The 18,112-nt window shown below is 53.0% G+C and carries 15 protein-coding genes; 1 reads left to right on the top strand and 14 read right to left on the bottom strand.

Annotated features, from left to right (window positions below):
• Positions 1-109: 109 nt before the first annotated feature.
• A complete protein-coding gene (yihA, locus tag NT073_RS28420; RefSeq protein ID WP_297380753.1) occupies positions 110-712 on the bottom strand; it encodes a ribosome biogenesis GTP-binding protein YihA/YsxC in 603 nt (200 codons plus the stop codon).
• 184 nt (positions 713-896) lie between these two features.
• Here yihA and NT073_RS28415 point away from each other — a divergent pair, with 184 nt between their 5' ends.
• On the top strand, positions 897-1,370 hold the full coding sequence (locus tag NT073_RS28415) for a thioredoxin domain-containing protein (RefSeq protein WP_297380751.1): 474 nt from the start codon (positions 897-899) through the stop codon (positions 1,368-1,370).
• Positions 1,371-1,391: 21 nt separating this feature from the next.
• Here the strand turns inward: NT073_RS28415 and NT073_RS28410 are convergent, their stop codons facing one another.
• From NT073_RS28410 to tgt, 13 genes are all read right to left on the bottom strand, one after another.
• Positions 1,392-2,387, bottom strand: coding sequence for a hypothetical protein (locus NT073_RS28410; RefSeq protein ID WP_297380748.1), 996 nt, complete (start codon positions 2,385-2,387; stop codon positions 1,392-1,394).
• A gap of 9 nt (positions 2,388-2,396) precedes the next feature.
• Positions 2,397-3,599: a glycosyltransferase family 4 protein gene (locus NT073_RS28405; RefSeq protein ID WP_297380746.1), complete on the bottom strand. Its 1,203-nt coding sequence runs from the start codon at positions 3,597-3,599 to the stop codon at positions 2,397-2,399.
• Positions 3,596-5,233 (bottom strand): alginate lyase family protein, encoded by a 1,638-nt coding sequence (locus tag NT073_RS28400; protein WP_297380742.1) that lies wholly within the window; start codon positions 5,231-5,233, stop codon positions 3,596-3,598. The genes NT073_RS28405 and NT073_RS28400 overlap by 4 nt, the downstream gene beginning before the upstream one ends.
• A gap of 2 nt (positions 5,234-5,235) precedes the next feature.
• The gene (locus NT073_RS28395; RefSeq protein WP_297380739.1) at positions 5,236-7,434 is read right to left on the bottom strand and encodes a bi-domain-containing oxidoreductase; all 2,199 of its coding nucleotides are present in this window, start codon (positions 7,432-7,434) and stop codon (positions 5,236-5,238) included.
• A complete protein-coding gene (gene wecB / locus NT073_RS28390) occupies positions 7,431-8,537 on the bottom strand; it encodes a UDP-N-acetylglucosamine 2-epimerase (non-hydrolyzing) (protein ID WP_297380736.1) in 1,107 nt (368 codons plus the stop codon). The genes NT073_RS28395 and wecB overlap by 4 nt, the downstream gene beginning before the upstream one ends.
• Before the next feature lie 19 nt (positions 8,538-8,556).
• Positions 8,557-9,702 (bottom strand): Gfo/Idh/MocA family oxidoreductase, encoded by a 1,146-nt coding sequence (locus tag NT073_RS28385; protein ID WP_297380733.1) that lies wholly within the window; start codon positions 9,700-9,702, stop codon positions 8,557-8,559.
• Positions 9,696-10,829, bottom strand: coding sequence for a glycosyltransferase (locus NT073_RS28380; protein WP_297380731.1), 1,134 nt, complete (start codon positions 10,827-10,829; stop codon positions 9,696-9,698). The genes NT073_RS28385 and NT073_RS28380 overlap by 7 nt, the downstream gene beginning before the upstream one ends.
• Entirely contained in the window at positions 10,826-11,767 is a 942-nt protein-coding gene (locus NT073_RS28375) for a glycosyltransferase family 1 protein (RefSeq protein ID WP_297380729.1), read from the bottom strand. Before NT073_RS28375 ends, NT073_RS28380 begins: the two co-directional genes overlap by 4 nt.
• Before the next feature lie 85 nt (positions 11,768-11,852).
• Positions 11,853-13,184, bottom strand: a complete 1,332-nt coding sequence (locus NT073_RS28370; RefSeq protein WP_297380726.1) for a hypothetical protein — start codon at positions 13,182-13,184, stop codon at positions 11,853-11,855.
• On the bottom strand, positions 13,184-14,206 hold the full coding sequence (locus NT073_RS28365; RefSeq protein WP_297380723.1) for a glycosyltransferase: 1,023 nt from the start codon (positions 14,204-14,206) through the stop codon (positions 13,184-13,186). Before NT073_RS28365 ends, NT073_RS28370 begins: the two co-directional genes overlap by 1 nt.
• A 16-nt stretch (positions 14,207-14,222) precedes the next feature.
• Positions 14,223-15,515: a nucleotide sugar dehydrogenase gene (locus NT073_RS28360; protein ID WP_297380720.1), complete on the bottom strand. Its 1,293-nt coding sequence runs from the start codon at positions 15,513-15,515 to the stop codon at positions 14,223-14,225.
• A gap of 28 nt (positions 15,516-15,543) precedes the next feature.
• A complete protein-coding gene (locus tag NT073_RS28355) occupies positions 15,544-16,599 on the bottom strand; it encodes a GNVR domain-containing protein (protein WP_297380717.1) in 1,056 nt (351 codons plus the stop codon).
• A gap of 253 nt (positions 16,600-16,852) precedes the next feature.
• On the bottom strand, positions 16,853-17,983 hold the full coding sequence (tgt, locus tag NT073_RS28350; protein ID WP_297380715.1) for a tRNA guanosine(34) transglycosylase Tgt: 1,131 nt from the start codon (positions 17,981-17,983) through the stop codon (positions 16,853-16,855).
• Positions 17,984-18,112: the final 129 nt, after the last annotated feature.

Below are 18,112 nucleotides of genomic sequence, written 5' to 3'. Positions count from 1 at the left end.
GTGTGTTTTGCTGCGAGTATTGCCTTACTAAAGAGCGAAAGAATGAAAGAGCGCCTATAAAGCCCATCAGGCTTCCCGCTCTGAAAATTCCCGCTATTTTATCTTTCACTTATTTCTTATAACGTTCATTAAGCGGGCGAATGAAGGATAGAATATCTTCGCGACCAGCCGCTGTGACCGCCGAGGTTACAAAAAACTGAGGAGCTTCTTCCCAGTCTTCAAGTAATCGATCTCGATACGTTTCGAGAGTAGTCTGGAGTTTAGTCGGGCCCAGTTTTTCCGTTTTTGTAAAGACGATGACGAACGGCAAGCCCCTTTCGCCCAAATTGGCCATAAAATCAAGGTCTAGTTTCTGAGGAGCAATGCGCGAATCGACCAGTACAAATATGCACAGCAGGTTGGGCCGACTCGTGAGGTACCCATCAATAAGAGCCGCAAACTTCTCACGCTCGGTTTTGCTGACCTGCGCATACCCGTAACCGGGCAAGTCGACCAGATACCACTCGTTGTCAATAATGAAATGGTTGATCAACTGAGTCTTACCGGGCTTGCCCGATATTTTGGCCAACGATGAGCGGCTGGTCAGCATGTTGATCAGCGATGATTTACCGACGTTTGAGCGACCAATAAACGCATACTCGGGCCGGTCGGGCTTGGGGCACTTGGCTGGGTCGGAGTTGCTGACAAAGAATTCGGCTTGCTTAACTGGCATGATGTTATTGACTAAAACGGCCGCAAAGTTCGGAAAGATTAAGGAGAATGGCACATGATTTGTAATTTGCTCTGCTATAAGCTAACTATGTTCTATAAAACGACCCACCGACGGAAACGAAATTCGTCCGTTCGTTCGTTATCATCCCGAAAACCAAAAAGACTACCGGTACACCGGTTCGACTATGAAAAAAGTAATTTGGCTACTGGCAATCCTGCTGGTGGGAATCCATTCTGTACCAACCAGCGCTGCTCTAAACTCATCCGAACCCCGTCCTGCCAAAGTCGGCAAACGTGCCCCGGCTGACGACACCGAAGGAATTCAGTTTACGGAGGCTTCCTGGAAAGACATTCTGAAGAAGGCAAAAGCAGAGAAAAAAGTGATTTTTCTGGATGCTTACGCCAGCTGGTGCGGTCCCTGTAAACTGTTGCAGAAAAACGTATTTACAAAAAAGGCCGTTGGCGAGTTCTACAACGGCAAATTCATTAACGTGAAAATGGATATGGAAAAAGGCGAAGGACCGGCCCTCTCGCAGGTATATCCGCTGGAAGCGTATCCAACCCTGCTGTTCATTGACGGCAATGGTAAAGTCCTGAAAAAAGTACTGGGACTTCAAACACCCGAAAACCTCATCGCCATCGGCAAGAGCGTAAAGTGATGTAATATCGCTGGAGCGGTACTACAAGCGGGTTGGCTTTTCGAAGCCAACCCGCTTTTTTGTGTCTTTGTCGAGCTGAATTCGGGCCATAACATAGCCGGCACCCAAGCATCCCACAACCAAGCCGACCACCAGCCACTGATCCATCAGCGGCTTTGTCAGCGTGACAATGGCAAGCCCGTTAACACAAAGCTGAACGCACGCGTACAAAGCCGAGACGCGCAGATGCGACCACCGCCGGGCACTGACCAGTACCTGATACAGATGCATCTGGTGGGGTTGAATAATGTTCTGCCCAAGATAAAGTCGGTAAAGAATTGTCAGCCCACTATCCAGGCCGTATACAGCGATGAACAGCACAGGCAGCCAGGAATGACTGCGGCTAACGCAGTCCACGATACCGTACAGCACAATAAACCCCATTGAAACACTCCCAACATCGCCCGCGAAGCAAATGGCCTGCGGTCGGGCATTTACATAACAAAACACAAGCAGGGCGATCAGCACGCAAGGGAATAGGGCATTCGTTGTACCTAGGAGCTCCCCTTCTACAAACCAGAGCGTACCAATGGCAACAAGGCTGCAAAAGGCGGTCATGCCATTGATGCCATCCATAAAATTGTACGCATTCAGCAGCCCAACGCCCGCAACCAGTAACGCAACGGCGATATACCAGTGACTAACCAGTAGGCCCTGTTGACCAAGCAGCAACCCCACTGCCAGTAGTTGCACAGCGAGTCGATAACGTTTGGGCAGGTCGGCCCAATCGTCCCAAAAGCTTACAAGTGCCAAACTTGTCAACCCAAGGCAGAAACAAACAAGAGAATCGTGTTGCCAGACAGCAGCCAGCGCAGCCAGGTAAAAGATAAATCCACCGGCGCGGACTGTCGTTGGGTGCTGGTGCATACTGCGCTCATTGAGCTTCTCGAAAAACGCATACCGACGAGCCAGCCGCACATAAAGCCACTCGATTAGAACCAGTGCTATCGTCAGCAAAAAAGAACCGGTAAGACTCATAGGCGTACGTTAAACCAGATGTCGATCTGGCTGTTCCGCGGTTTTCAGAATTTCGGCTGCCATAGCCCGGCTGATGGTACTGCGCTGAAATTTTGTTCTGAACTCCGCTCTGGTTTGGATATAATACGGTGTTTTGTGTAGTTGCCAAACCAGTTCATCCACATTGCCGGGTTCAAACACAATACAATTTGTCAGATATTCGCGGATGAACGAGGCCGCATATCCGGCAACGCCTGCAATAATAGGTTTGTTGGTGGCACCATACTCGAACAACTTCGATGGCAGCACTCGTTTGTAGGCTTCCAGGTCATTGAGGTGCAGGAACAGGTAATCGGCCCGGCGAAAAGGCTCCAGTAAAGCCTCCCGATTAACAGTGTCGCGTAGCTCGACCGTATCGATTCCTTCCCGACGAATAGCGACTTCCAGCTTGTGACGGGCTCCGCCATTGCCAATGATCAGAAAGCGATAATCCGCACCCAGCTTACGGGCCGCCTGCGGAACAACTTTATGAAGCCCCTGTCCCTCGCCAATATTACCCACATAGAGTATCAACCGGGGTTGGGGTACCGGCCCCGGCTTAGTAGCCAGTTCCGTCAGGAAAACGGTATCGATTCCATTCGTAAAATAACTGTAGGTTGCATTGGGATAAGGATTGAAATAAGGACGAAAACCCTCCGAAACCAGGTTTATATGCCTGGCCGTCCTGAACGTGTACTGCTCAACCGCTTGCAGCAACGGGTTCAGCAGTACAGTTGCCAACGATCCCCTAATCGTATCCAGCATGGCTTCTCGGAATAGGTCGCGAATGTCCAGAAACAGAGGTAACCGGTGTTTACGGGCTACCCGTGCCGCCAGAAAGGCCGTGAAGAGACGGGACGATGACGCCACAATAAGGTCGTATTTTTTCCGGCGCGTGTGCCGGTGGACAGCCCGGTAATAGACCATAAACGAGCGTATCTGTCCCAATTGACCACTGTTGTGCGCGGGTGTCTGAACGCGATGGATTGTTACCGGGCAGTTGCCGTCCGTCCACTCTTCCCGGTCGGCAGCGGGTGGCTTGTAGGAGGCATACCGGTTAGGGTGCGTTGTCATGACATGAACGGTACTTTCGGCAGGGAGTTGACGAGCCAGTTCACGCACCAGCGCCGTTGTCCGGAAGGCTCCCGGACCAGTATCGGGTTCGAAATAGAAGGTTAGCAACAGAATAGTCATTGGAGAAGGGTAAGGGTAGTTTTCAAATTCCCGCGAAAGTCGACCCGGATGCAGTAGCCAGGGTGCAACTGATTAAATCCCTCTGCCATCGCGTAGCTTTCCAGCGTTACGAGTCGTTCAGCCTCCGATACAAACGCAAACGTCCAGCCGTCTACACTTACGGTTTGACCCGCAATCTGTACGGTAGCCGCCGGATGAACATGAAACCGGGCTACCCCAGTGGGCACTTCGTTAGGTCGGTTTCGAACCCTTACCAGTTGATCGGTAATGGTAATGCCGGTCGGCTCTATTAGCCACGCCCGTTCGTGAGTCAGTCCAAGGTGCCGGTACCCATCATGCCGGGCGGTGAGTTGGTCAGAGGTATCGTCCAGAATTGTTACCCGCGCCCGTCGGCCTACCCGGAAGTTCGCCCAGACTTCGGATGAGTTAACTCCATTTACCTCAACGGTATTATGAGCCGCCGTGCTTCGCTCCCATGCCCGACGTGGCCCCGGCTCATACGTCGATGTGCCACTATCCACGATCAGCGGCACACCATCGGCATACAGGACAAAGGAGAAGGTGTCGGCATGAGCATGACCGGGCTGCTCAGATGGACCAACGGAACCAACGTCCACGAAAAGTTCATAGCGATCCTGCCGAAACATCCGGTAGCCAGTATCCGTCGATTTTTGTTTCCCGGAATGCCCCGTCTCCATCCTGCATTTATGCGTCACGGGCCAAAGACTGGCAGCTTTTTTTCGTAGCTGGTTGGTTGCAGGAGCAATCCCAAACGCCGAATCATTGACCATCGGAACGTCGCCGTTACAGAACGTGATACGATCAAGCCAGCAACTCATTTGATGAGCTTTCCCGGCCAGAAAGTCAGCGAAGGTCGCGTTTTGGCCTCGATGCCAGTCGTCAGCCTGTAACGCCAGCAGAACGGTCAATAACTGATCGAGTAGTACTTGATGGTACATGGGGCTGCGCTCGTAATGCCCGCCATCGGCCAGAATTTGCGTCTGTAATTCAGCCTGAACAAGCGCCGACCCTTTCGAGAACCACTGCTTGTTTCGATAATACAAAGCTCCCATCAGCAACGAAAACCCATTTTCGAGCAGATGATTTCCACCAATGTGATACTCCACCCGACGACTCACCAGCTCAATCTGAGCCGCTAAATGCCGACTGATGACCTTATTCTGAAGCTGATGACGGCTCAGGAACTGAATCCAGTTCATAATCCGCAGTGAGGTAGGATACGGCTCCAGTCCGTCCCGCAACGAGCCGGGTTGGTAGATAAAGTCATGGATCAACGCAAGACCCGTCTCCGGCAACAAGCCCGGCTGATTCAGGAAATCGAAATAGTTGAGATGGTATGTCCAGAGTTTGCGATACCCGGCGACCTCCGAATGCTGCCCGCTCCAGTCAATGGCACCGGTTTCCGGCTCATACGTACGATTCAACAGCGTGAATACCCCTGCCCTGTAGGTTACCGGTTTAGCAGCGTCAGGCACGGTCAGGGAATAAGTTGCTGGAGTGATTTTCGGGAAACGCAGCCGCGGACGAGTACGGATACGAACCAGCACCTGAAAAACGAGCTGCCGCATCGTCAGGTGACGCACCGTTCGCCAGACCAAGCCTAGTTTACTCATAGCTAATGGGTCGATAAAGGGGTTGGTCGGGACACGCCCATACCAACAACATCGACGAAACGATTCTCATGCAGGCTTTCCAAAGCGGCTAACATAGTCTGGGTTGTATTGATAATCTCCGCAAACGGGATCAGGCTTACCCCGGCGCTTTCAGGGGCGGCATCACCGCTTTGACCGCTTCGTAGCGCGCCAATCAGGTGCTTTATCAGTTCAGTATGGCCTTTGTTTTGCCGACCCACCAGCCGGCGAAAGCCTTTAACGCCGTAGCCCGTCAGCGACCTAAAGTTATCAAGCACCAGCGTTTGCCCTTGTGCGTACACCTCCACGCGCTCTTTGGAATAAGCTTTACTGCCATTGCTGAAGTAATTGACTACGCCCGTTGACCCATTGGACAGCCGTAGCAGCATAGATGCCGAATCGCTCGTTTCTGACGGTTGCGAGCCCATGGCGTTGAGGCATACGCTATTGATTGAACTACCTGCCAGAAAGCTGATTAGGTCAACAAAATGACAGGCTTCGCTCAAAATCCGCCCACCTCCACTGTTGCGGTCATGCAACCAAGAGGTAGCCGGAACAGCCCCCGCATTGACCGTCACGACGATATTCATGGGTATGGTACCAGCACGTTCTCCACCCAGCAGGGCTTTCATTCTCTGAACAAAAGGCGAGAACCGTCGATTAAATCCAACCATCAAAATCCGGCCTGATGCTTGCTGCTGCTCAATCAGGCGGGTGAGTTCATCCGCATAAATAGCCAGTGGTTTCTCCACAAATACATGCTTACCGGCCTGCAGGGCTTCCAGAGCCAGCTGAGCATGGCTGTCGTGGCGAGTGGTAATGATGCACAGGTCAATGGCCGGATCGTTCAGAACCTGACGGCAATCGGTGGTACTTAACGGTATGTTGAATTTCCGGGCAAGCAACGTCGACCGTAGCCCGCCAGCACTGGCAATGACTCTCAGATCGGCACCGGCGGCTTTCAGGACGGGTAATAGCACCGCACCCGTAAAGTTTCCGGCCCCGATAATGCCCACCGTTGCCCTACCCGGTTCATGCAGGTAAGGCCGCAGTATACGCACCGATGGCAACGCCAGTTGGTCAGGATAGGTCAGCAAAGCCGCAATCTGCTCCGACGAATCAAGGCAGCCATAGATTTTATCGTATTCAATCAGGGGTACCGTTTGGGTGATGTAGGGCTTTACCTGCAACTGCCCCGTAACCAGTACCTGCAGAATGGCCTGAAAGTTTCGGTTGGCGGTCCAGCGTACATGAGCCAGGGGATAGTCCTGCCCTCGCTGCTCGTAATCGGCCTCGTAGCGACCGGGGCCGTAGGCGCATGACACCTGAAACGACAGCTCCTTTTCATAAAAATCAGCCCGCTTTATCGCCAGGTCCACGACACCGGAGAGGATGATTTTCCCCCGTTTCCGGCTCATCCGTGCCGCCTGCGAAAGCAACTGATCAGCCGGGGCCGAAGCGGCAATAATAACCCCGTCGGCCCCGGCTCCATTCGTCAACGCCAGCACCGCGCTAACCGGGTCGGTACCATGTGCAGGGTTGATAACGGCTACGCAGCTTCGGGCAGCCAACCTGCATTTGGTTTCATTGATGTCTACCCCGATCACCCGGCAACCGTTGATACGTAGTAGTTCGGCCGTTAACTGACCAAGTAGCCCGAGGCCAACGACAACCACGGTTTCGCCCAAGGTTGGGGCCAGCAGCCGGATACTTTGTAGACCAATGGCCCCGACAACGGTAAACGCAGCCTCGTCGTCGCTCACCTCCGCCGGAATTAAGGCGACCAGATTACGGGGTACACAAACCACTTCCGCATGGTGACCATTCGACACAACCCGGTCGCCAATTTTCAGGTCAGTAACCCCATCGCCCACGGCCAGTACCGTTCCTACGTTGCAGTAACCAAGCGGCAGCGGCTCATTGAGTTTACGACATACGGCCTCCAGCGTGGGCAGAAGGCCATCCGACTGTATCTTCTCGATCACCTGCTTCACCCGGTCGGGTTGCTGACGCGCTTTGTTGATCAGACTGGCCCGGCCAAACTCAACCAGCATCCGCTCCGTGCCGAGTGACACCAGCGACCGGCGCGTCTGAATCAGTACCTGCCCCCGGCTAACCTGGGGAGTGGGTATTTCTTCCAGCTGAACAGCCCCGGTTTTAAGATTCTGGATGAGTTGTTTCATGGCATTACCTGACCGGCGGCAGTTAGTATGTTCACGATTCGGGTAGCGGTTTTACTATCCCATAATGGGGGCACCCGACCCGGTTTGACCCGGCCATTCAGGATAACCGCCACTTTTTGGCCGACAGTTACGGGGTTTAAGTCGGCCACCAACTGATTGGTACCCAACTCGATGGTCACGGGGCGCTCGGTTGAGGTCCGGAAGGTTAGGCAGGGTACGTTCAGGTAGGTCGTTTCCTCCTGGATGCCGCCCGAATCGGTGACGACAACGGCCGCCTGCTCCATCAAGTTCAGGAATTCCAGATACCCCTGAGGAGCAAGTAGCCAGACGTTTTCAAAAGCCATTAACTCAGTCATCAGGCCAAATTTTTCCAGATTGGCGTGGGTTCTCGGATGAACAGGAAACACTACTATCAGGTGCTGCGCCGTTTGTTTAATCAGGTAAAAGAGCCGGTTCAACCCAGCTTCGGTATCGACATTGGCCGGGCGGTGCATGGTCAGTAGGGCGTACCGTTTGGGCATCAGGCCGAGTGTGCCAACGGTATTCAACGAACTGGCTTTTTGGCGATACTCCACCAGCGAGTCGATCATCACGTTACCAACCAAATGTATTTTATGGGCTGGAATACCCTCTCGAAGCAGATTATCGAGCCCGGCCTGTTCCGTCACGAAAAGTAAATCGGCCATGGAATCGACCAGTATCCGGTTGATTTCTTCGGGCATTTCCCGGTCGCCGGAGCGCAGACCGGCTTCTACATGAGCCACCTGAACTCCCAGTTGAATGGCCGTGAGCGCACAGGCCAGCGTACTCGTCACGTCGCCTACAACCAGCACCCAATCGGGCTGTTCAGCCCGGAGTACCCCTTCGAATTTCCGGATTATGTCGGCCGTCTGTTGGGGTATGGTTCCGGCAGCAACATCCAGACAGTAGTCTGGTGGAGGCAGATTGAGTTGCCGAACAAAAACGTCGTTTAACTGACCGTCGTAATGTTGACCCGTATGAACGAGTTTCGGAACAACGCCCGGTTTTGTCAGCAGGGCACGGTGCAGCGGAGCCACTTTCACAAAATTAGGCCGGGTGCCAATGACACTGATAATCTTCATGGTGTGGGGGTCACGCGGTTTATCGCGAAAAATTGGCCGTCACGGTAATTACCGTCGTTGTCTCCAGCGCTTCCCTGGTTTTGAGCATGAGCCAGCCCGTCTCCCGGATCATTGCCACCGTTTCCTGCTTTGACTTATCCCCCCGCATTAAGTAACTATCGAGAATAGATTGCCGGTGTCCGTGATCCCGAAACCACAATTGCCTATGACGCACAACAGGGCCAATGTCCAGCCGTAAACGCTGAAAGTCGGTCAATTGGGCCAGCAGGTTCCCTTTATGGACATTCACCGTTTCCCGAACCCCCTCAAACGTGTGCCCTTTCGCCGAAAAAGTGATAGTTGCGATGGAGCCATCACCAAACAGATAAGACACACTAATGTCGCAATCGGACCGCTGGGCACGCGTCGGGATAATCTGAACGGGGTAGCGGCTGGCGGCTGGTATCAGCCGTAATGTAAAGTCAATCCAGTGGCACAGATTTCCCAAAATTCGTCCACCCTCTTCCTCCGCGAAATACCAATGGCCGGGGGTAATGGCGTGGCCCGCAACAAACCAGTTGATCATAGCCGAACCTGTCTGAGCGTCCATTTGCTGTTTTAGCAGCAGACCCAGAGGGCTTTTGGGTCGGTTGAAACCCAATCGAACGCACCCGTTATTCTCGTCAATGGCGACACAAAGTCGAATCAACTGATCGGCATTGACTACAGGCGGCTTTTCAATATGAACGGCTTTGCCTTTCCGAATGGCAGCAATGGCGTATTCGGCATGTGACGCATGATTCGAGACAATGTAAATCAGGTCGATGTGCGGGTCATTCAGTACATCATCGGCGTTAGTTGTGTAATAATCTGCCCGGTAACGCTGCGCCAGTGAGATTGCTTTGTTCGGGTCCGTGTCCATGACGCCCCGAATAACCGCTCCAACATGCCGATGCACATAATACGCAACATTGGCATAGGCGAATTTCCCGCAACCGAGTATCCCAACATGCCTTTCGGTTGGCCCCGCAGGTACCGGGAGCGACGGCCTTTGAGGGTACACCCTATTCATGTGGTAGTGTGCCCGTACTTTGGCAATCGTTCTGGCAAGTCCGTACAGCCTTACATAACGAGCCACTTTTCGAACCCTGACGAGTATACTCTCCCCCGTATAATCCATCACCATACAGATTTGTGCTGTGCGTTGGCAGCCTGGTACATGTCCGACCAGAGTGATACATGCGCATGTATCGTGTAATTGATTCGGGCCAGTTGCGCAGCTCTGTCCCGATACCCGGCATAGTGGTCAGACGTCATAGTCAGGAACATCTCGACGGCCTTCCGGAGCGATTCGGCATCGTTCGCGACCCAACGGCCGGTCTGCTTCGTTTCAAGGACTTGCCAGGGGGTATTTGTCGAGGCAATAACAGGGGTTCCCTGCGCCAGCGACTCGATCACGACATTACCAAAGTTCTCGGCATGCGATGGCAGGATCAACACATGGGCATTGGCATAAATATGTTCTTTGACCTTCCCTCGTACGGCGCCGACAAAACATACCTTTGCCGAAAGGCCCAGCCTGTCTACCTGGTCTTTCAGTTTACGGGTATAGGCTTCGTCGGTATCCGGACCTGCGATTTGCAACGAATAAGAACTTTCCAGAAACACATCTGACCCAGCGAGAGCCTCCAGCAGCCGCTCAATACCTTTTATTGGATGCAATCGTCCCATAAACAGCAGGTAAGGCCGGGCCACGCGTACCACCGGCAGCGGCAACTCCATCATTGTTCTGAGTTTTGCAACCTGAACACGCGCCCCGAAACGACGCTGAATCTGCCTCACCTCATCCACTGAAGTGGCATGAAACAGCACCCCTGCGCTTACGCACCGAAATAGCAGCAGCAGACACCGCTTCAGGTAAGGTCGAAACCGTAATGCCGCCGGGCTCAATTCGCCGTGGGGTGACCACACAACCGGTTTCCTGTGCAACCGACAGGTTATAACCCAAACAAACGAAGCGGGATAAAAAAGGCTGTTTACATGCACGACATCGGCCTTCCGGATGGCTTTCAAACCATGCAGAATGTGTCTGAAAGGCAAATAGAAATGCGGATTTTCCGTATAAATAACCTGGCCACAGTCCATTGACAGCCAACGATTTCTCGGTATCGATTTGTCGATATTCTGCGAAGTAGCCACAATGGATACCTGATGCCCTTCTGTCGTTAAGGCCTTTGCCTGCCAGTAGATTGTACTGGCCGAACCGCCTACCTGTGCGGGGTAAAACCAGTCGGCTGACATAACTATTTTCATGAGAACGAAGGCGTTGACCCGTGTGTAAAACTGACGTCATTATATACTTTCCGATAGCGCTGAACGGCCAGGGCGCTAGTAAATCGCCGGGCGTTTTGCAGGCCATTGCCTAATAGACGCTGGCGGTAACGGTCGTCCCGAATGAGCCGCAGAACACCCTGGCGAATGGCCTCGGTATCCGTTGGATTAACCAGATGGGCCGCGTCGGCAGCTACCTCCCGCATGGGCGACCTATCGGACGTAAGAACCACCCGTCCAACGGCATTGGCTTCGAGAATGGGGAGGCCAAACCCTTCGTAGGTCGAGACAAAGGTGACAATGTCACAATTCGCATATAGTTGAATGACGTCAGCCCGGCTCAGAGCGACATAATTCCGGTACCTAATGCCACGCTGGCCGAGTTCCCTCAGTAGTTCGGCAGATAACGGGCCGACCAGAATAAGCGTACAACAGATTCCCTCAATTGCCTTTACTAAACGGGGTACATTTTTATGAGCTGCGGTACCAATCTGAAGCAGCGTGGGCCGGGCATGGCAAAAGGGTTTGTCGACGGGCGTGAACACCGGATCATAGCCATTAGGGATGACCTGTACATGCCGGGCAGCACGACCTACATAGTTGATCAGTTCCTGCCTGGTTTTTTCCGACACGGCGGTTACAACCCCTGCTCGACAAATGGGTAAGTAGTACCAGAACAGCCAGAATACGGCATAACGGAGCGGACGATGTCGATTGTGTTCCAACAGAAAGCAATCGTGAATAGTGAGTATCGTTCGGGACGCGGGTAAAGCGAGGGCGACATAATGCACATCGCCGGTGACGTGAAAAACGTCGGCGGTTAGCTGCTTCACAAAACGCAGGTTTTGCCAGACCTTACGCACCCCCCGACTGATATGGGGCAAATGAACAGCCATCGTTTGCAGGCCGCACGTGGCCATTTCAGTGCGTATGCCAGCAAACAAGTACTCAAGGCTATATCCGGAGCCGGGACATCTAAACAAGTACAGAACGGTCATAGGCGGATTAGAGTTGGACACCAAAACGTTTTGTCCCCCAAAAGAGCAGTGCCACGAAAACAGCGCTGTTAGCCAGACTACCCCAAGTAGACAGCAAGTCGGTTTCCATCGTTAGACAGCCGATATACAGCATAGGTAACCAAAGAATAACAGATGGTATGCGCCCGGCCAGGGACAGACCATACTGAAACCCGCTTCGCAGCAAGAAGCCGTAGAACCACGCAAACAGCACCCCGCCAAAGCCAAAATTGACATACCCCTCCCCCAACGGCGACAGATTGATGCTGGTATTCTCGGACTGCGGCAGGGTTGTAAACCGGCGAATATTCTCATACCCACCTGTTTGTGGCTTATGCGGCCAGATAAATCGGGGAATAAAGGGATACAAGAGCGACAGTAGTACATCGCCCTGCGCATAGGATTCGTGCAAGGGTACTTTAGCCATTGCACTCCCTACCATAATGCCCTGATTGAACCGGACAATCGATAGAAAAGCATGATCAGCGTTCAGCACTTTCGACGGATTAGCAAGGCGGTCAGTGAGCAGCTCGACCATCAGGTGGGCATCTCCACGGCGTTCGGTTCGCTGCTGGCCCCAGGTATTGTACCGATACTCGCCCTTAATCGACTGGATAAGCAACAAAAGCAGGAAAGCCACCACCACACTCACGCTTTTCAGCCGGGTTGTCAACAGTCCGGGAATGCCCGGCGAAGCGAAAACGACCGCCAGTATACCCCATAGAAACAGGTCGCCAAACATACCCGACCAAACCGTGTAGGCCAGCAGCGCAACAACGACAACGCCGATGTGTATCAGGCGATACGTACTTTGGGAACGCCAGGCATAAAAGGCACTGACGAATAGGCAATTAGCGGGCAATAAACCAACCATAGTCGGCGCATCCGGCACTAATGTCCGAACCGTAAACCCGGCTAAACCCATGATAAGCAACATTGTACCACTTGCCTGGTTTTGCCGGAGGTAAGCTGCAACAGCCTGAAAATACGGTACGTGTGAACAGGCCGACGGGCGTTTGCCAAACCCACGAATACCGGCATAAAATGCGCAGAAGGCGGGCAGCATAAAGGCAAAATAGGTAGTGGACTCAACAGACATAGATGCCGGGAACACCCGGTAAGTAATGGCTGGAACAAGCAGCAGTTCAACCGATGCAATGAAACCAATGCACTCCATTAGGGCGATTGTCCTGCCTAGGCGACTTATACATTGCTGAAACGCGTAGGCCGACAATGCGGCTGCCAGGGCTTCATAAACAGTGAAATCAGCCCCTTGATAAATGCCCAGAAAAAGCAGAAAAGCGGGCAAAACACGTTTCATCAAACCACTGCGGTTGCCGATGCTTCCGACATTCCCACGGTATGCAGCAGTTGACCGGCGCGCAGGTCAAGGGTGTGATGCCGCTGGAAATGACCATACTGACGATCGGCCAGTTCGTACCGTTCAGTGGCGTGGGTCAGATAATACCGGATCTTCTCAATGGCTTCATCGACCGACCGGTACGTCACCAGATCGGCCGGTACACCTGTGTACTCCTCAATGGTGGGTTTATAATCGGACAGCTGAAAGGCCCCAATTCCGTTGATCTCGAAATACTTCTGGTTGACCGATGTTATCTCCGCGTAGTGAAAATTGTTGAAAACAATTTTAGCCCCGTACAACAACCGATTTTTGTCGGGTCCAACCAGGTATTGCTTCCGAAACGCCGACCGGACAACCGGGCGCATATAAGGCCCCTCAGTTCCGTACACCGCCACTTTTATACCCGCCCGCATGAGGTGCTCGATCATACGGGCCCGGTAGGCGTATAAATTCCCGAACACCAGGACATCGATCTCCGTAAGCCATTCGGCGATGGTTTTCTCGATGGCTGGCCTGCGGTGAATGCGCGGATTAAACCCTTCGGGCAGGTAGTGCGCGCTGGCCCCAATTTTGGTTGTCAGAAAATCAACGACAAAGGGTTCTTTCGAGAAATAATGATCGAAATCGGCGGCAATGATCTGCTGCTTTTCGAGGTTCGACAGCGCATCCGGATTGATTTGAACCACGGGTGCAGCGGGCCAATGATCTTTAATCTGCCTCACAATCATCGGATGCAGGTTTCTATACACAACAAGCACCAGATCGGGCCGAAGCAGCGCCACCTTGTTGGCCAGACGAACACTCACCACCCGATCATAGGACTCGATGAAACGCGACACCCAGTAATTTAGCCGGACCGATACCGGCAGCACATCCACTATATCAATGATGGATGCATCATGCCCCAGCATCCTGAACGAATCGCACAGATTGTACTCGAATGAGTCGAACGTCCGGCTTCCAACAATGACAATCTTCATGCTTCTTCTGGTTAGTTTATAATCGCCAGTGGGTTAGATCATCCTCCTGACCTATGGTATACAATCCCTTCAAATCCAGTAAAATCGGCCGCTCTGTCATCAGCGCCTTAAAATGGGCGGCTTCCAGCATGCGATACTGGTCATGAGCAACGGCAACAACGACAGCGTCGTATCGACCGACTGGTGCATCCAGCAGGGTCATTTTATAGTCAAGCGCAACTTCGTTCGGCGACGCGCACGGATCAACGATATGAACGTTGATGGCGTATTTCATCAGCTCCCTCACAAGGTCGACTACTTTCGAGTTTCGGATGTCGGCGATGTTCTCCTTGAATGTAAGGCCCATGACCAGCACTTTAGTCTGCGCCGGATTCTTCTCGCGTTGGAGCAGCAATTGCACCAGCTTGGTCGCCACAAAAGCGGGCATACTGTCGTTGACACGCCGACCCGAGTTGATCACCTGCGGTTCATAGCCCAGTTGCCGCGATTTATAAAGAAGGTAATAGGGGTCAATACCAATACAATGCCCGCCGACCAACCCCGGCGTAAAGGGCAAAAAATTCCATTTTGTCGACGCAGCTTTCAGTACTTCCTGCGTGTCAATACTCATTTTGTCGAAAATGACCGCCAATTCATTCATCAGCGATATGTTGAGGTCCCGCTGAACATTTTCGATGACCTTGGCCGCTTCGGCAACCTTAATGGATGGCGCAGCATATATACCGGCCCGAATGATACTCCCGTATACATCGGCAATTGTCTGCACCACTTGGGCATCGTTACCCGACACTACTTTTAGTATATCGGTCAGCGTTCGAACCTTATCGCCGGGGTTGATCCGTTCCGGCGAGTAGCCCAGTTTAAAATCATCACCCAGCTTCAGGCCGGAATACTGTTCCAGCAGCGGCAGGCAATCGTCTTCGGTACAGCCGGGGTAAACGGTAGACTCATAGACGACGTAATCGCCGGATTTCAGAACACGCCCAATGATTTCGGACGCCCGTTGCAGGGGCTTCAGATCGGGGACTTTGTACTCATCAACCGGCGTAGGCACTGCCACGACAAAAAAATGGGCGTTCCGGAGGTCATCGGGATTAGCGGTAAACCGGATATCGGCCCCGGCAAAATCACCGGACTGTAGCTGACGCGATGGATCTTCGTGCCGTTGCAGCATGGCCACACGTTCGGCGTTGGTATCGAAGCCCACCACCCGAAACCGTTGGGCAAAGGCCAGAGCGATCGGCAGACCTACGTAGCCCAAACCGATAACGGCCAGTTGTTTTTCTTTCTGTTGAAGGTCGTTTAGCAAGCCTTGTTAGTGGTTAAATTCGTTGAGCCTAATTTTCTACACTGTCTTTTTCGGGCCATAATCGAGCCCGGTTTCGGGTAAACATGGCCGCATTTCGGGCCAGTACATACAGGCCACCCAGCGCCAGCCCTGCCCCGGCAAACAGCAACACAACCAATGTTCGTTTGGGTGCTACCCGCCGGAATGGCACTTTGGGCGGTTCGAGGACCTTGAAGACGGGCGTTCGGGCCTGCACTTTTAGCTTCGATTGCTCAAACTGTCCAGCCAGTTCTGTATAAACCGTTTGCGCGATCGTCAGTTCGGCCTCCATCCGCTGCCGGTCCATGGTTGTAGAAAGCAGAACTACATTCCTGTGCTGTTCATTGTATCGAAACAAGGTCAATTGCGCCAAATGGTATCGTTTACGGGCTTCGTCCAGTTGCTGCCGATAGAAGCCTAAATCCTGCCGTGCTTTTTCGGTCCGGTAGTGCCGCACATAGCGGGTCAGGTAATTCATGGCCAGTTGCGCCACGTTGGCCGCCACGCCGGCATCGGGCATGGTAGCCGTGATGGTGATAATGCCCGAACGAGTATCAAATTTAGCACTTACCCGTTCGCTGATTTCGTCGGCCAGCTGGTGCTGACGAACGGTGAGTTGCAGCGTTCCGGCAGCCAGACGTAACGGTTTGGCATCTTCGTGGCCGCGCGTCAGCAACCGGCTCCCCCACCACGGGCTTGCCTGTCCCTCCAGAAATTCGCCTATGGTTTGCACGCGGCCATCCGATGCGGTGACTGGCTGCTGAATCAGGTACAGAACAAAAGGCGTACTCTGCAATAAACTCGGGTACAGGTCGGGCCGGACAGCCTCCACCCCCTCATCCAGCAAATCAACACCCGCAAACCCCGCCACCGACGCCAGCCGTTTCAGCACATCGCCCGAACTGCTGCTCATTTCGGGCATCAGCCGGGCCTCCGACCGAAATTCGGGGTGCATAAGCAATGATACAACAACGCCCAATACCGCAAAAACAACCAGAAACGGCAGCACTTTACGCTTTTCCTGCCAAAGCATACGCACGACCAGACTGGTGGAAAAAGTCAGCACAACTGGAGTCGGTTCGGGTAGCACGATTCGCTGAAGGTGTTGGTAGCTTGCCGGCAATCACGAAAACCAGCATTGAGTATGAGACGATAACGCAAAGAAAAAGTCTCCAAATCGAATCATTTGGAGACTTTTTCTTTAAAGAACTCAGAACTGGTCGGAAGGCCAGGGGTACTCAATCAGACGATTTATGAATAAGCCACCACCTCAAGCAAGCCATCCCCTTATTTCCCGATTCCAGGTAGTGCAACACGCTTTACAGTCGCTGCATGAGCCGCACTACCATTTCCTTTTTCCAGGACACAAAGTCACCGGCGGCTATGTGCGTACGTGCCTGCCGAACGAGCCATAAATAGAATGTCAGGTTGTGCAAACTGGCGATCTGACCACCCAGCAACTCTTCGGATTTGATCAGATGCCGGAGATACGCTTTTGAATAAAAGGTGCTGGCATAACCGCCCAAACCGGCATCAATGGGGCTAAAGTCGCGACTCCATTTTTCGTTTTTGATATTGATAATACCTTCTGTCGTAAACAACAGTCCATGTCGGGCATTGCGCGTGGGCATCACACAATCGAACATGTCCACGCCCAGGGCAATAGCTTCCAGAATATTGGCCGGTGTGCCTACGCCCATCAAATAGCGTGGCTTATCGGCGGGCAGGATACCATTTACCAGGTCGATCATGGCATACATCTCTTCGGCGGGCTCACCCACAGCCAAGCCACCAATGGCGTTTCCTTCGCGCTCTTTACTAGCAATTATCTCGGCCGACTGACGGCGCAGATCGGCATAGGTACTCCCCTGCACAATTGGGAACAACGTTTGTCGGTATCCGTAATGGCCTTCTGAAGCATCGAACCGGTCAATGCACCGCCCAAGCCAGCGGTGGGTCATCTCCATCGACTGCCGGGCGTACCCGTAATCGCAGGGGTAGGGCGTGCACTCATCAAAGGCCATGATAATGTCGGCGCCAATTATTCGCTGGATGTCCATCACCCCCTCGGGCGTAAACGTATGTTTGGAACCGTCAATGTGCGATTTGAAGGTAACGCCCTCTTCCTTGATCTTCCGGGTTTGGGAGAGCGAGTACACCTGATACCCACCCGAATCGGTCAGAATAGGCCGACGCCAGCCATTAAACGCGTGTAAACCACCCGCCTGGCTCAGTACCTCCAGACCGGGTCTTAAATAAAGATGATAGGTATTCCCCAGAATAATTTCGGCGTTGATATCCGTTTCCAGTTCGCGCTGGTGAACGGCTTTCACCGTCCCTGCCGTACCAACGGGCATAAAAATGGGTGTTTGAATAGGGCCGTGATCCGTTGTCAGCGTTCCCGTTCGCGCCTTCGACTGAGTGTCCTGGGCAGAAATCGAAAATGTCATACGACAAAGATAGGAAAAAGGAGTGGTGAGGTAGTGGAGTGAGTGGAGTTGGTGAAACTGGTGCACTCACTCCACCAACTCCACTCATTTTACTTACTCTACCACTCCACCACTCCACTACCTCATCAC

Origin of the sequence: Spirosoma sp., assembly GCF_026391055.1 — a bacterium.
GTDB lineage: Bacteria > Bacteroidota > Bacteroidia > Cytophagales > Spirosomataceae > Spirosoma.
The sequence above is the reverse complement of the archived record's forward strand: the minus strand, read 5'-3'. Positions and strand labels throughout refer to the sequence as shown.